The organism is Streptomyces sp. NBC_00038, assembly GCF_026343635.1.
In the GTDB taxonomy this organism is placed as follows: domain Bacteria; phylum Actinomycetota; class Actinomycetes; order Streptomycetales; family Streptomycetaceae; genus Streptomyces.
In genome coordinates this window covers 3,074,968-3,089,126 of record NZ_JAPELQ010000001.1, presented here as the reverse complement: position 1 = coordinate 3,089,126, position 14,159 = coordinate 3,074,968, and the positions used below count along the sequence as shown (strand labels likewise).

12 protein-coding genes are annotated in these 14,159 nt (G+C 69.6%); 4 read left to right on the top strand and 8 right to left on the bottom strand.

Features of this window, described 5'->3' with window-relative positions; genetic code table 11:
- The first annotated feature begins 178 nt into the window (after nt 1–178).
- On the top strand, nt 179–1,216 hold the full coding sequence (locus OG219_RS14130; protein ID WP_266826446.1) for an endonuclease/exonuclease/phosphatase family protein: 1,038 nt from the start codon (nt 179–181) through the stop codon (nt 1,214–1,216).
- Between the two features lie 145 nt (nt 1,217–1,361).
- Nucleotides 1,362–2,582: an MFS transporter gene (locus tag OG219_RS14125; protein WP_266826444.1), complete on the top strand. Its 1,221-nt coding sequence runs from the start codon at nt 1,362–1,364 to the stop codon at nt 2,580–2,582.
- A 100-nt stretch (nt 2,583–2,682) separates the two neighbouring features.
- On the opposite strand, the gene OG219_RS14120 is transcribed toward OG219_RS14125, so the two are convergent.
- The 4 genes from OG219_RS14120 to OG219_RS14105 all read right to left on the bottom strand — a co-directional run bounded on the left by OG219_RS14120 (nt 2,683) and on the right by OG219_RS14105 (nt 8,498).
- Nucleotides 2,683–4,719, bottom strand: a complete 2,037-nt coding sequence (locus tag OG219_RS14120; RefSeq protein ID WP_266826442.1) for an NAD(+) synthase — start codon at nt 4,717–4,719, stop codon at nt 2,683–2,685.
- Nucleotides 4,720–4,839: 120 nt separating this feature from the next.
- Complete coding sequence (locus OG219_RS14115; protein WP_266826440.1) at nt 4,840–6,780, bottom strand: protease pro-enzyme activation domain-containing protein; 1,941 nt, start codon at nt 6,778–6,780, stop codon at nt 4,840–4,842.
- Nucleotides 6,781–7,203: 423 nt separating this feature from the next.
- The gene (locus tag OG219_RS14110; protein ID WP_266826438.1) at nt 7,204–7,827 is read right to left on the bottom strand and encodes a DUF305 domain-containing protein; all 624 of its coding nucleotides are present in this window, start codon (nt 7,825–7,827) and stop codon (nt 7,204–7,206) included.
- Between the two features lie 5 nt (nt 7,828–7,832).
- Nucleotides 7,833–8,498, bottom strand: a complete 666-nt coding sequence (locus tag OG219_RS14105; protein ID WP_266826436.1) for a DUF3105 domain-containing protein — start codon at nt 8,496–8,498, stop codon at nt 7,833–7,835.
- Nucleotides 8,499–8,798: 300 nt separating this feature from the next.
- Between OG219_RS14105 and OG219_RS14100 the strand changes: the two genes are divergently transcribed.
- Complete coding sequence (locus OG219_RS14100; protein WP_266826434.1) at nt 8,799–10,160, top strand: glutamine synthetase family protein; 1,362 nt, start codon at nt 8,799–8,801, stop codon at nt 10,158–10,160.
- A gap of 65 nt (nt 10,161–10,225) precedes the next feature.
- Here OG219_RS14100 and OG219_RS14095 read toward each other — a convergent pair whose 3' ends face one another.
- From OG219_RS14095 to OG219_RS14080, 4 genes are all read right to left on the bottom strand, one after another.
- Nucleotides 10,226–11,053, bottom strand: a complete 828-nt coding sequence (locus OG219_RS14095; protein WP_266826432.1) for an aminoglycoside N(3)-acetyltransferase — start codon at nt 11,051–11,053, stop codon at nt 10,226–10,228.
- Between the two features lie 77 nt (nt 11,054–11,130).
- A complete protein-coding gene (locus OG219_RS14090; RefSeq protein ID WP_266826430.1) occupies nt 11,131–11,571 on the bottom strand; it encodes a VOC family protein in 441 nt (146 codons plus the stop codon).
- A gap of 55 nt (nt 11,572–11,626) precedes the next feature.
- The gene (locus OG219_RS14085) at nt 11,627–12,154 is read right to left on the bottom strand and encodes a pyridoxamine 5'-phosphate oxidase family protein (protein WP_266826428.1); all 528 of its coding nucleotides are present in this window, start codon (nt 12,152–12,154) and stop codon (nt 11,627–11,629) included.
- 99 nt (nt 12,155–12,253) lie between these two features.
- Nucleotides 12,254–12,997 carry a response regulator transcription factor gene (locus tag OG219_RS14080; protein ID WP_266826426.1) on the bottom strand — a complete coding sequence of 248 codons (744 nt, stop codon included), beginning with the start codon at nt 12,995–12,997 and terminating at the stop codon, nt 12,254–12,256.
- A 209-nt stretch (nt 12,998–13,206) separates the two neighbouring features.
- On the opposite strand from OG219_RS14080, the gene OG219_RS14075 reads away from it, so the two are divergent.
- Entirely contained in the window at nt 13,207–14,124 is a 918-nt protein-coding gene (locus tag OG219_RS14075; RefSeq protein ID WP_266826424.1) for a hypothetical protein, read from the top strand.
- Nucleotides 14,125–14,159: the final 35 nt, after the last annotated feature.

The window sequence follows — 14,159 nt, the reverse complement described above, 5'->3', positions numbered from 1 at the left end:
AATGTGCCGGTTTCGTCACAGGGGAGGCGTTCCACCTCCGCATTCGGAACTCCGGAAGCGAAGTTGTACGTCCTCGTGCCCGTACGGCCGTCATGGGACGGCAGGAACGACACGGATCATCCCCTAGGGTCGTAGCCGCGGGGCAGTCGGTGTGCACGGCAAGTTGTGAGGCGACGGTATGGCGCAGGCGTATATGACGGAGACGGGCAGCGGCGGCCAGGGGCCCGACCGCAGAGGGTCCCGGCTTCGGCGCCTGCTCGACGGCTGGCGCGGCGACCGCGGCATCTGGCGCCGCGGTCTGATCCTCGCCGCGCTCGCGGCGATCCTCTCGCTGGTGATGGTGCTGCACTCGCGGATCCCGAACGTGATCGGAAACCTCGGCAGCCTCACGGAGACCTTCCTGCCCTGGTTCGGGCTCGCCGTGCCGGTCCTGCTGATCCTCGCCTTCGTACGGAAGTCGGCGACCGCCCTGATCGCCGTGCTGCTGCCCGCGATCGTCTGGCTGAACATCTTCGGCGGGCTCCTCACCGACAAGACCGGCAGCGGCGGCAACCTGACCCTCGCCACGCACAACGTCAACGCGGACAACCCGGACCCGTCCGGCACCGCCGCCGACGTGGCCGCGTCGGGCGCCGACGTCCTGGCCCTCGAAGAGCTGACGGCCACCGCGGTCCCGACGTACGAGAAGGCGCTCGCGTCGACGTACAAGTACCACTCGGTGGAGGGCACCGTCGGACTGTGGAGCAAGTACCCGCTGACCGGTGTCGAGCCCGTGGACATCAAGCTGGGCTGGACCCGTGCGATGCGCGCGACGGTGGCGACGCCGGAGGGTCCGATCGCCGTGTACGTCGCCCACCTGCCCTCGGTACGGGTGAAGCTGGAGGCCGGGTTCACCGCCCGCCAGCGTGACAAGAGCGCCGACGCGCTGGGCGAGGCGATCGCCGCCGAGCCGATCAAGCTGGTCGCGCTGCTCGGCGACCTCAACGGCACGATGAACGACCGCGCCCTGAACGCCGTCACCGCGCAGATGCGCTCCACGCAGGGCGCGGCGGGCAGCGGCTTCGGCTTCAGCTGGCCCGCGTCGTTCCCGATGGCCCGGATCGACCAGATCATGGTCAAGGGGATCGAGCCGGTGACCTCGTGGACCCTGCCCGAGACCGGCAGCGACCACCTTCCGATCGCCGCCCGCGTGAAGATCTCGGCAACCGGGTCTTAACCTCCTGGAATACTGGGCCTGAGAGGCTTTGTTCCACAGATGAACTTACGCGTCCCGTGCACATCGGTGTGCACGGGCGCAGCCCTGCGCGCACGTACGTCCCCACGCACCGCCGCGCGCCCGCAATTCCCTTGAAAGGCCCCTCATGCCTCTGGCCCTGCTCGCCCTCGCCGTGGGCGCCTTCGGCATCGGCACCACCGAGTTCGTGATGATGGGCCTGCTGCCCGACGTCGCGGACGACCTGCACATATCGATCCCCACCGCCGGCCACCTGGTCTCCGCCTACGCGCTCGGCGTGGTCATCGGCGCCCCGCTCCTGGCCGCGGCCACCGCGCGCGTGTCCCGCCGCAAGGTCCTGATCGGCCTCATGCTCCTCTTCGTCGCCGGCAACGCGCTCTCCGCCCTCGCCCCCGACTACCACTGGCTCATGGCAGCCCGTTTCCTCAGCGGCCTGCCGCACGGCGCCTTCTTCGGCGTCGGCGCAGTCGTCGCCACCAGCCTGGTGGCCCCCGAACGCAAGGCACGCTCCGTCTCGCTGATGTTCCTGGGCCTGACGGTCGCGAACGTCGTGGGTGTACCGGCCGCGACCCTCATGGGCCAGCACATGGGCTGGCGCTCCACCTTCCTCGGCGTCAGTGTGATCGGCCTCCTGGCCGTGGTGTCACTGGCGCTCCTCGTCCCTCGCGACAGCACTCACGGGCCCGCCGCGGGCCTGCGCGGCGAACTTGCCGCCCTGCGTTCGCTCCCGGTCTGGCTGGCCCTCGGCACGACGGTCGCCGGCTTCGGCGCGCTGTTCGCCGCGTACAGCTACATCACACCGATGCTGACGGACGCCGCCGGGTACGCCGACTCGAGCGTGACCCTGCTCCTTGCGCTGTTCGGTGTCGGCGCCACGGCGGGCAACCTGCTGGGCGGGCGTCTGGCGGACCGGTCGATGCGGGGCACGCTCTTCGGCGGCCTGGTCTCGCTCGCGGCGGTCCTGGCACTGTTCCCGGTACTGATGGCGACGGCGTGGAGCGCCGCGCTCGCAGTGGTCCTGCTCGGCACGGCGGCGTTCGTGACCAGTTCGCCGCTGCTGCTGATGGTGATGGAGAAGGCGTCGTCGGCCCCGTCCCTCGCCTCCTCGGCCAACCAGGCCGCGTTCAACCTGGCCAACGCCGGGGGCGCGTGGATCGGGGGGCTCGCGCTCGCAGCGGGCCTCGGCGTGACGTCCCCGGCGGTCGTGGGCGCGGGGCTGGCCGTGCTGGGGCTGGGAGTTGCCGGGGTGGCCTACGTGGTGGACAAGCGGGGCCCGGTGTCAGTGGGCGGCCGGGAGCGTGTGGTGGCCTCGCATGTGCCGGAGCACGCGGAGTCGGTGCACCACTGAGCGTTTCTTCGCCCCCGCCGCCCCTACCCGTCCCGTCCTCGGGGGCTCCGCCCCCGAACCCCCGCTCCTCAAACGCCGGAGGGGCTGGATTGTCCCCGGCCTAGTCGAAGCGGGCAAGATCCCGCAGCCAGACCGTCGCCGAACTGTCCGACGGTGCTCGCCAGTCGCCTCGCGGTGACAGCGAACCGCCCGCCGAGACCTTCGGCCCGTTCGGCATGGCCGAGCGCTTGAACTGCGCGAACGCGAAGAAGCGACGGCAGAACACCTCCAGCCACTGCCGGATCTCCGGCAGGTCGTACGCCACTCGCTTGGCCTCGGGGAAGCCCGGCGGCCAGGCGCCGGCGTCCGCGTCGTGCCAGGCGTGCCAGGCCAGGAAGGCGATCTTCGACGGCCGGAAGCCGTAGCGCAGCACATGGAACAGGGTGAAGTCGTGCAGCGCGTACGGGCCGATCTTCGACTCGGTGGACTGCATCTCCTCACCCGGTACGAGTTCCGGGCTGATCTCGGTGTCGAGGATCGCGGCGAGGATCTTGCCCGCCTCCTCGCCGAACTGGTCGCTGCCGATGACCCAGCGGATCAGATGCTGGATCAGCGTCTTCGGCACTCCCGAGTTGACGTTGTAGTGGCTCATCTGGTCGCCCACGCCGTACGTGGACCAGCCGAGCGCCAGCTCCGAGAGGTCACCGGTGCCGAGCACGATGCCGCCGCGCTGGTTGGCGAGCCGGAACAGGTAGTCGGTGCGCAGTCCTGCCTGGACGTTCTCGAAGGTGACGTCGTACACCGGCTCGCCGGAGGCGAACGGGTGGCCCATCTCCTTCAGCATCAGCCGGGCGGTCGGCGTGATGTCCAGCTCGGCCGCGGTGACGCCGAGGGCGGCCATCAGCCTGTGCGCGTTGTCCTTGGTGTGGTCGCTGGTGGCGAAGCCGGGCAGCGTCCAGGCCAGGATGTCGCTGCGCGGACGCCCCGCCCGGTCCATCGCACGGGCGGCGACGATCAGCGCGTGCGTGGAGTCGAGCCCGCCGGAGACCCCGATGACCACTTTCGCGCCACCGATCGACGCGAGCCGCTGCTGCAGGCCGGCGACCTGGATGTTGTACGCCTCGTAGCAGTCCAGGGCCAGCCGGTCGGGGTCCGCGGGCACGAACGGGAAGCGCTCGATACGCCGCCGCAGGCCCAAGTCACCGGTGGGCGGGTCGAGTTCGAACGAAACCGTCCGGAAGTCGGCCGTACGGGCGCCATGCGTGCGCCGGTTGTCGTCGAAGGTGCCCATCCGCTGCCGCTCCTGCCGCAGCAGGTCGAGGTCGACGTCGGCGACGGCGAACTGGTCGTCGAGCGGGAAGCGGTCGGACTCGGCCAGCAGCACCCCGTTCTCGTAGATCAGGGTCTGGCCGTCCCAGGACAGGTCGGTGGTCGACTCGCCAAGACCGGCCGCCGCGTAGACGTACGCGGCGAGGCAGCGCGCGGACGCCGAGCGGCACAACAGCTTGCGGTCCTCGGCGCGGCCGACGGTGATCGGGCTGCCGGAGAGGTTGGCGAGGACGGTCGCACCGGCCAGGGCCGCCTCGGCGCTCGGCGGCACCGGCACCCACATGTCCTCGCAGATCTCCGTGTGCAGCACCAGCCCTGCCACGTCGTCCGCCGCGAACAGCAGGTCCACGCCGAACGGCACCGACTCCCCGCCGACCCGGATCGTGCCGCCGCGCTCACCGTCGCCCGAGGCGATCTGCCGGCGCTCGTAGAACTCCCGGTAGTTCGGCGGGTACGACTTGGGCACGACACCGAGGACCCGGCCGCGGTGCACGACCACCGCGCAGTTGTAGACCCGGTCGCGGTGGCGCAGCGGGGCACCGACGAGCAGCACCGGCAGCAGCTGGGCCGATCCCGCCACTACGTCCCGGAGCGCCTCCTCGACCTGGTCGAGCAGCGCGTCCTGGAGGAGCAGGTCCTCGATCGAGTAGCCGCACAGCACCATCTCCGGGAAGACGGCGACGGCCACGCCCTCGTCGGCGCATCTGCGCGCGTGGCGCAGGACCGCCTCGGCGTTGGCGTGCGGGTCCGTGATGACGGTGTGGCCCGTACAGGCGGCGACGCGTGCGAAGCCGTGCTGATAGGGCGACCGGAAGTTCAGTGGAGGCACGAGGATCAGTGTAATCGTCAGAGCGACGCGATGGGGTGGCGGGCGCCGGGCGGCACCTCGCGCCCCCTGGACGTACGCCCGCCCCCGACGAGACCTCCGTCGGGGGCGGGCGCGTGGACCTCAGCGGCGGCGGAACGACTGGACGTAGCCGCTCGCGGGCGTACCCACCCCGGTGACGTCGTCGTACCCCTTCACAGCGTGAAGCGAGCTGTCCTTGCCAAGGCTGCGAACAGACGTGGTGAGCCCGTCCGTCGCGTCATATCCGTTGACGAAGTCGACGCGTGCCACGGCGAGCCCGGCCCCCGTGGGGTTGTCCGTGACGTCGTGGTACGCCTTCGAGCCGTACTTGGCGTAGATCGCCGGGTTGGCGAAGCCGATCGACTTACCGCCCCGAGCCTGCTGGGCCAGCGCCTGGACACCCGCGATCACCGGCGCGGCGAGCGAGGTGCCGCCGATCCGGTACTCGCTGTAGGCCTGCGACCCGTCCGGCTGGGTCTGCGTCTGGCCGACCTTGAATCCGGTGTTGGGATCGGCGACCGCAGAGATGTCCGGCACGGTACGCATGGCCGCCGTACCGTTCGCCTTGGCAAGCGAGTCCGGGACGACACCCTTCTGGTAGAAGGGCTGCGACACGGTCTTGCTGGTGCCGCCACCCGCGCCGGAGGTGAACGCACCCGGGAAGTCCGTCCAACTCTTCCCATCCGCCGACAACACGGCCCGCTCGGTGCCCCAGCCGGTCTCGAACTGATACTTGTCACCCTTGCCGACCGCCAGCGAGGTACCGCCGACAGCCGTCACCCACGCCGAGTTGGCCGGGGTGTCGACCTGCTTCGTACCGGTGTTGGCGACCTCGTCGCCGTTGTCGCCGGAGGAGAAGTAGAAGCCGATGCCCTCGACCGCGCCGAACTGGAAGACCTGGTCGTAGGCGGCCGCGATGTCGGGCGTCTCGTTGGCCTCGATGTCGCCCCAGGAGTTGGAGACGATGTCGGCCAGGTGCCCGTCGACGATCTTGTTGAGCGAGTCGAGCAGATCGTCGTCGTAGCAGGAGGCGGCACCCACATAGGTGATGCTCGCGCCGGGCGCGACCGCGTGCACGGCCTCGACGTCGAGGGTTTCCTCGCCGTACCAGCCCGCGGCCCCGCACTCCTCGGTCTTCGTGTAGTGGCTGGGCAGCACCTGGCGCAACTGACCGCTGCTGTACGCCGCGTCGCCGTGCTTCTTGGCATAGGTGGCGGCGTCGTACGCGATGGTCGGCGAGGCGTACGCGTCGGTGATGGCGACCCGCACCCCCTTGCCGGTGCTAGTGCCCGCCCCGTAGGCGGCGCGCAACTGCTTGCCGGTGTAGCCCTGGACGGCGTACGGGATCTTCGTGCCGTACGCGTCCGGCAGCGTGCTCGCGATGTTCGAGCCGTAGTACGAGGAGAACGGCCCGGCGTTGTTGAACACGGCGTCCGGCGGCGGAAGGGTGTCGCTGTGCGTCGCCTTGTGCGGGGCGTTGTCCAGGCCGGTGACGGTCAGGACGGCGCCGTCCAGGGCGGCCGGCGCGGAGGCCGTCTTCGACGGCGCACGGTAAGTCTTCGTGCCCTTGGCGTAGTTGTGCAGCTGGGTGTCGAACGCCTTCTCGGCATCGGCGACATCACCCGTCACGGAGACGTAGTGCTGCGTGGAGCCGGTGACCTTCAGACCCGCCGACTTCAGCCACGAAGTCACCGCGGCGACCTGCGCCTCGGTCGCGCCGAAGCGATTCTGCGCCTGCGTGGCGCTGAGGTAACTCCCGTACGAGGCCGACTCCGGGTCGGACACGGCCTTGGCGTACGCGGCCAGACCGGAGGCGTCCCGGCCGGCGAGGTAGACCCGGGCGGAGACCTGGGAACCGTCGGCCGTGGCGCCCTTGTCCGCCTTGGCCGTCGCCCAGGTGGGCTTCGTACCCGCGAGGGTGTCCCGGCTCGGACCGTCCGCCGCCTGGGCCACGGGTATGCCGAACGCCAGCGCCCCGGCGAGCAGGGGCAGTGTCGCTGCCATGCTCACCCCGGCGCGCAGCACTGCGCGGTTGGATCTCATAAAACCCCCTGCGATGTGGTTCGTCGCATGTAGTGGTCGGTTCGGTGATCCGCACAGACCCCTGCGCCACATGGGTGCACAGGGAATGGATCACGCGATGGAGGCCACTCTGACGATGAACCGTCCATGCCAGGGAAATGAACAGCCCAAGGAAACCCCAAGTGGCCACTTCCGACGGACATTTGGGACGGCACGCAACACGAACCACCAAAACTGACGATCTGTCAGCGAATGCCGGAGGGAGGCACAGCCCGCAGCCGAAGACGCACGGGAGGGGCCGGGGGCCGGTACATCACAAGCCCGTCGCGTACGTTCGCGTCACCGGACGCTCCCTACTCGCCCAAGGTCTGATCCGGCGGCGACGGGCGGATGTACCGGCCCCCGGCCCCGCCCCCCCCACAAACCCCAGGCACCCGGCCGGGACTACGCCCCCCGAGCCTCCAGCATCCCCGCCATAAGGTCGATCTCGGACTGCTGCGCCTCCACCATCCCCGTGGCCAGCCTCCGCTCCACCCCGACCTCACACTTCTCCACACACCCCTCGGCCATGTGGATCCCACCCTTGTGATGAGAGGTCATCAACCGCAGATAGAAGACCTCGGCCGCCTCACCGCTCAGCGTGTCGAGCTTCTCCAGCTCGGTATTGGTCGCCATGCCGGGCATCAGCGCCCCGTCCTCACCGGAGACCATCCCGTCCATGCCCATCCACGCCATGGGCCCGTCCGAAGACACCTTCGGCAGCTCCCACAGATCGAGCCAGCCCAGCAGCATGCCCCGCTGGTTGGCCTGCGTCTGCGCGATGTCGTACGCGAGGCGCCGTACCTCCACGTTCTTGGTGCGGTCCCGCACGATGTACGACATCTCGACGGCCTGCTGATGATGAACCGCCATGTCCCGGGCGAACCCCGCGTCGGCGGAATCGGCAGCGGGAACGACGACCGCCGAGTCGCCACTGCCCCCCACCCCGTCAGCGACCGCATACGTGATCGCCCCGGCCGCGACGAGCACCGCCGCCGCGGCCCCCGAGATCCAGCCGATCTGTTTCATCCGGTTCACTGGGACAGTCCGCCGGTGCACGCGGCACCCGGCTCCGGCGTCTGCTCGCCCTGCACGAAGGACTCGAGGAACTTGTCGACGTTGGCGTCGGTCGCGCTGGTCACGGTGCGCTGCTTGCCCCACGCACTGAGCATGATCGGGTCCGCCTGGTCCTCGACGGGACTCATCAGTGTGTACGGGGTCTTCTTGACCTTCTCCGCGAGAGCCTTCACGTCGGCGTCCGCGGCCTTGCTGTTGTACGTCACCCAGACCGCGCCATGTTCCAGGGAGTGCACGGCGTTCATGTTGTCGACCGCCTTGGTGTAGACGTCGCCGTTGCAGTTCATCCAGACCGCGTTGTGGTCACCGCCGACGGGGGGCTCCATCGGGTAGTCCACGGTCTTGGTGACGTGCGTCTGGGAAAGCTTCTCGCTCCAGGTTTTCACCCCGTCGGAGCCCGTGGTGAAGCGCCCCGAGGCCGCCTTGGAGTCGCCGGCGGTGTCGTCCTTGTCGGACTGCGACTGGACGAGGACGACACCACCGACGACGAGCCCGGCGACGACGACCACACTGGCGCCGATCACGAGGATCCGGTTGCGACGCTCGCGGGACTGCTCGGCGCGGCGCATCTCCTCTATGCGGGCCTTGCGCGAGGCGCTGCTCGTGTTCTTCGCGGAACCCATGGCGAGTCCTTATACGTGGGGGACGGTCGGGACAGCTGATCGTAGTGGGACAGGGGCCGCCCATTACAGATGAGCCCCCGAGCAGGCACTATGGGCATCAGAGCAGAACCAGAGCGGGATTCGGCAGAGGTTCGGAGTGGGACACCTGCCGTATGCGAGGCGTTCACACCGAGGTCGGCCGGCCGATCAAGGTCGGCAACGCGCATGAAATGCTGTTGTGGTGGGATGCTCAGGTGCCCCGACCGTCCCCGAGGCGTGGGAGCAGGCGGCCTGACCAGCAAGGATGGGTGGAAGCGGAAGATGGACAAGCAGCAGGAGTTCGTGCTCCGGACACTGGAGGAGCGTGACATCCGGTTCGTACGCCTGTGGTTCACGGACGTACTCGGCTTCCTCAAGTCGGTGGCCGTGGCCCCGGCAGAGCTGGAACAGGCCTTCGACGAGGGCATCGGCTTCGACGGCTCGGCGATCGAGGGCTTCGCCCGCGTATACGAATCGGACATGATCGCCAAGCCGGACCCCTCGACCTTCCAGGTCCTGCCGTGGCGCGCGGAGGCCCCGGGCACGGCCCGGATGTTCTGCGACATCCTGATGCCGGACGGCTCCCCGTCCTTCGCGGACCCGCGCTACGTCCTCAAGCGCACCCTCACGAAGACCTCCGACCTGGGCTTCACGTTCTACACCCACCCGGAGATCGAGTTCTTCCTGCTGAAGGACCGCCCGCTGGACGGTACGCGGCCCACCCCCGCGGACAACTCCGGCTACTTCGACCACACCCCGCAGAACGTCGGCATGGACTTCCGCCGTCAGGCGATCACCATGCTGGAGTCGATGGGCATCTCCGTCGAGTTCTCGCACCACGAGGGCGCGCCGGGCCAGCAGGAGATCGACCTGCGGTACGCCGACGCGCTGTCCACGGCGGACAACATCATGACGTTCCGCCTGGTCATGAAGCAGGTCGCGCTGGAGCAGGGCATTCAGGCCACCTTCATGCCGAAGCCGTTCTCAGAGCACCCCGGCTCGGGCATGCACACGCACCTCTCGCTCTTCGAGGGCGACCGCAACGCGTTCTACGAGTCCGGCTCGGAGTACCAGCTCTCCAAGGTCGGCCGCTCCTTCATCGCGGGCCTGCTGAAGCACGCCGCGGAGATCTCCGCGGTCACCAACCAGTGGGTCAACTCCTACAAGCGCATCTGGGGCGGCTCGGAGCGCACCGCGGGCGCCGGCGGCGAGGCCCCCTCGTACATCTGCTGGGGCCACAACAACCGCTCCGCCCTGGTCCGCGTCCCGATGTACAAGCCCGGCAAGACGGGCTCGGCACGGGTCGAGGTCCGCTCCATCGACTCGGGCGCGAACCCGTACCTGGCGTACGCGATGCTCCTCGCCGCCGGCCTCAAGGGCATCGAAGAGGGCTACGAGCTCCCCCCGGGCGCCGACGACGACGTCTGGGCCCTCTCCGACGCCGAACGCCGCGCCATGGGCATCGAGCCCCTGCCCCAGAACCTCGGCGAGGCCCTGACCCTCATGGAACGCAGCGAACTGGTCGCCGAAACCCTGGGCGAACACGTCTTCGACTTCTTCCTCCGCAACAAGCGCCAGGAGTGGGAGGAGTACCGCTCCGAGGTGACGGCGTTCGAGCTGCGGAAGAACCTGCCGGTGCTGTAAGCAGCTTTGACACGACACGTAGGGCCGACGGCAGCGAACCGTCGGCCCTACGGCGTCTCCCAGAACTAGCGGCCGACGACCCGATGCCCGGGAAACCACCCCTGCGCGAAATCAACCGCGTCCACGAACCCCGCCACCCGGCACTGAGCCGCCCCCACCGTGCCGACCCGCACGGCCGCCTCCGCGCCCAACCCCGCGCCCTCGAACTCCGCCCCCAGCGCCCCGAAATCGCTGTCGTCCAAGGCGACATCGTCGTACTCCCACCACTGGCGCCGGCCGTCGCGGCGGACCACGCACCTGTAGGTCCGATGGGGAGGGGAGTCGACTCGGTACTCGCCGAGATGGAAGGCGGTGCACCTGTTGAAGCCGACGCCGATGAGCAGGATCTGTGCGCGCAGCTCGTACAGCTGGGCCAGAGGTGAGCTCTCGCCCAGGAGGCAGTCGGGGCGATGGCCGGCGGTGATCTTCGCGGCGTGGGGGCCGAGGGCGGAAAAGGAGGTCTGGGGGTGGGCGCTGCGCAGGGAGTGTGGATGGAGTCGGGTGGTCTCGGCCAGGATTCCCACGTCGGTCGACGGGGTGGTCGCCGGGTCGAAGGGTGGCATGTTGTCCCGGAAGGTGGTTCGGGCCTCGTCGCTCAGGCCGCGGACCCGTTCCAGGTGGGCGGTTGACGTGGACGAGTTGTCCGAGGTGAACGCGGGAACGACGACGGTGCCGTCAGGACCGAGCACGCGCCGCAGCGCGCGGAGCACGGTGGCCGCTCCTCCCTCGACCTTTCCGAGGGAGCGCAGGGAGGAGTGCACCAGCAGAACGCCCCCCTCGCCGATTCCCAGCTCGGTGAGCTGGTGAGCGAGCTGTGACTCAGTGAGTGCGGGCCCGCTGGAAACTGCGCTCAAGGTTCGTCGTCCCCTCCGCCGCAAAGCCGCGGCGCCAAGGCACCGCGGCTTTCCCGCGTCGTGTTGCTGCTGGTGAACTACTGCCGCTGCGCGGCCAGTTCACCGAGCAGCGTGTGCAGAGGCTTGGCCGCCCGCTGCCGGTACTCCTGGATCGCCCAGCCGTTGCCGTCCGGGTCCTTGAAGTACATGAATGTGGCGCCGTCCTCCGGCGAGAAGGCCTGCGGCTCGCTGACGTCGAGACCCCGCTCCCTCAGCTCCTCGTACGCCACCTTGGCGTCCTCCACACACAGCTGCATACCGTGGTACGTCCCCGGCTGCGGCGTCCCCGTCGGGATCGGGAGGCCGTCGATGAGCGCGATGGAACATCCGGACCCGGGCGGCGTCAGCTGCACGATCCGCACGCCCTCCATCACCTCTCGGTCGAGGTCCACGTGGAAACCGACCTTGTCCCGGTAGAACTCCTTGGCCCGGTCCACGTCGGTGACCGGCAGCATGATCACTTCGAGGGTCATGTCCATGGGACGACTCCTTTGTCGTACGACGTCATGTGCTGGATCTACTGCATCTGCTGCATCACTCGAACCGCCAGCGCGTCTGGCTGAACGGCTCCCCCTTACCGAACCCGAAAGCGGTGCGGGGCGCCACAGCGAAGACAAGAGCGGGGCCGCCCTCTCCCTGGAACGTGCCCTGGAACTCGGCATCCTCCCGTACCTCGAAATGCCACTCGGGGCCGTACTTCTCCTCCCACGCCTTGGCCAGGCCGCGCAGCCGGGCGTGGTCCGTGACGCGGACCGCCTCGCCCTCGACGACGAGGTCGTAGCCCTCGGCCCAGGTGTTGGTGCCCGTGGTGAGGACGACCTGCGGATTCCCGGCGAGGTTGAGGGCCTTGCGCTCCTGCGCGCCGGTGGCGAAGTGCAGCGCCCCGTCCTGCCAGACGCCGATCAGCGGCGTCACATGCGGTCGCCCGTCCGGCCGTACCGTCGACAACCAGTACAGCTCGGCCGCGGTCAGCCGCGCCACGGCCTCCGGCCAGGGGGTCGCCGCCGCTCCGGGGCTGCCGTAGCGCGGGTCGATCTCGGTCTGCGGTGCCACATCGGACATGGCTCTCCTCCTTGGAACGACATGGTCCCTTCAGAGGAGAGACCTCGCACGACAGCGGGATTCATCGGTGCCCGTGCGCGAACCTCCGGGCCGCTCGGCTCAGGGCGTCTCTTGTTCCGGGAACACCCGGGCCAGCGCAGCCGTCCGGCTGGACACCCCGAGACGGCTGAAGGCGTTCTCCAGGTGCTTGCGGACGGTGCTGGGCGAGACGGAGAGCTGTTCGGCGATCTGCCGGGTGTTCAGTCCGAGGGCGAGGCAGCGCAGGACATCGAGTTCGCGGTGGGTGAGGCGGACCGGGGGGCGGCGTCTGCGGGCCGCCTCTCGGTAGAGCTCGTACACGTGCGGCGCCATCAGTTGCAGTGTGAGCATTTCGCGGTCTGTGAACGGCTTCGGGGCCTCGCGGAAGAACTGGAAGACGCGCGTGCGGTTCGGGGCGGTGGGCAGGGTGATGGTCGCGATGCTCTTCATCGGAGCGATGAACTCGGTGTAGATCGCCAGGCCCGTCAGCCGGCGCACCGACATGAAGTCCGTCAGCTGTGTGGTCTCGGGGCTGCTGTGCGGCCGCGAGACCTGTAGGCACTGCAGATGCTGGTGGCGCCAGCGCCAGTAGCCGTCCACCAAGTCCTCGCCCGGGTCGTCCGGGTCGGTGTCCTGCTGGCTGAAGCAGAGCCGGGTCGGGATGTCTATCTCCGAGAAGCTGGCCGAGTCGGCGTCGACGAGCCGTTGCAGACCGAAGAGCAGGGACCTCGGGGGCACGTCGTCCGAGAGACCCTGCCGGGCCTCGTCCAGGACGTCCGCCATGCGCCGCAGATGGGCCTCGGCCGTCGGTCCGGTTGCTGACATGGCGGCCTCCCGGGGCCGGTCTTCGCCTGCTGCGAATGTACGCCTCCGGGGTGCCCCGGCGGGCCGGAGATTCGTCAAATGCCGAATGGGCTACGGACGTTGGCGGGCGCAGTCTCGACACAGACGGTCGTTCGGCCGTCGGGGGATCCAGAGACCCAGAGGCACCCATGCGTTCTCACCTGCGCACTCATGCTGTGCGCATTCATGCTGTGCGTACTCACCGACACGACAACCCGCACGGCGATTCGCACGACAACCCGCACCCTCCGCTGCGCCACCCCGCGACCCTCGTCGGCGCCGCCGCCGCCCTGGTCGCCGCTCTGCTGGGCACGGGGTGCGACCCGGCGCCCGGCGCCGCGGCCGCCTCCGAGGCGAAGGGAGCCGGTGCGGCGTTCTCCGCCGTGCGCTTCGCGGTCGACGCGCGCGGCGGCATCCAGGTTTCCGGGGCTTCCCGGACGGCCGTCGCGCCGGCGGGCACGCACGTGGTGTCCGCGGGCCGCGCACACCCCTTCGCCCGGCCCGCCGGCAAGCTGCTGGTCGTGCTGCGGCACTGGCCTCAGGCGGTGACGGAACGGGCCTCCCGAGCGGGGGCGAGGGCACCCGAGCTGCTGCCCCCGGAAGAGGTCCAGGCCGAGACGGGATTCCTCGTCGACACGGCGCAGTGGGTGCGAGCCGATCTCGACGGCCACCCCTTGCAGTGGCTCCGCCGCGACACGATCCGCATCGACACCACCAACGCCGCCTCCGGTGACCTCGCCCGGCTCACGCTGTCCGCACCGCACGGGGGTCGGCCCGGGCAGCCCGCACCGCCACCGAGCGGCCCCGCGTGCGTGGACCTGGACCAGCGGACCAACCGCAATGTGGTGCTCCCGGCGGTCGAGGCGGGCGCTCCCGTCACGGACGTACTGGCGAGCCTGCGGACGCAGTGCCTCAAGGTCCAGTACGCCTCGCACTCCGGCGGTGCGCGACCCGGCACCGTACGACAGATCCTGGTTCCGCTCACCGGGCAGCCGCTCGCCGTGGCCGTCGCACCGCCTCCCGACGGCATCGACGTCCCGGGCCGCACCCCCGGCAGCACGGTGCGGGTGGACCCGGGCCGTCCGGCGACGATCGTGGTGGCCCGCTGAACGCCCCCTGCTGCGCTCCCGGCGCTCGTACCGGG

Bases quoted from the DNA above. Each gene is read 5' to 3' on its own strand.
- OG219_RS14090 (WP_266826430.1), bottom strand. From the start codon at position 11,571: ATGGACATGACCCTCGAAGTGATCATGCTGCCGGTCACCGACGTGGAC.
- OG219_RS14105 (WP_266826436.1), bottom strand. From the start codon at position 8,498: ATGGGTTCCGCGAAGAACACGAGCAGCGCCTCGCGCAAGGCCCGCATA.
- OG219_RS14080 (WP_266826426.1), bottom strand. From the start codon at position 12,997: ATGTCAGCAACCGGACCGACGGCCGAGGCCCATCTGCGGCGCATGGCG.
- OG219_RS14110 (WP_266826438.1), bottom strand. From the start codon at position 7,827: ATGAAACAGATCGGCTGGATCTCGGGGGCCGCGGCGGCGGTGCTCGTC.
- OG219_RS14130 (WP_266826446.1), top strand. From the start codon at position 179: ATGGCGCAGGCGTATATGACGGAGACGGGCAGCGGCGGCCAGGGGCCC.
- OG219_RS14115 (WP_266826440.1), bottom strand. From the start codon at position 6,780: ATGAGATCCAACCGCGCAGTGCTGCGCGCCGGGGTGAGCATGGCAGCG.
- OG219_RS14125 (WP_266826444.1), top strand. From the start codon at position 1,362: ATGCCTCTGGCCCTGCTCGCCCTCGCCGTGGGCGCCTTCGGCATCGGC.
- OG219_RS14085 (WP_266826428.1), bottom strand. From the start codon at position 12,154: ATGTCCGATGTGGCACCGCAGACCGAGATCGACCCGCGCTACGGCAGC.
- OG219_RS14100 (WP_266826434.1), top strand. From the start codon at position 8,799: ATGGACAAGCAGCAGGAGTTCGTGCTCCGGACACTGGAGGAGCGTGAC.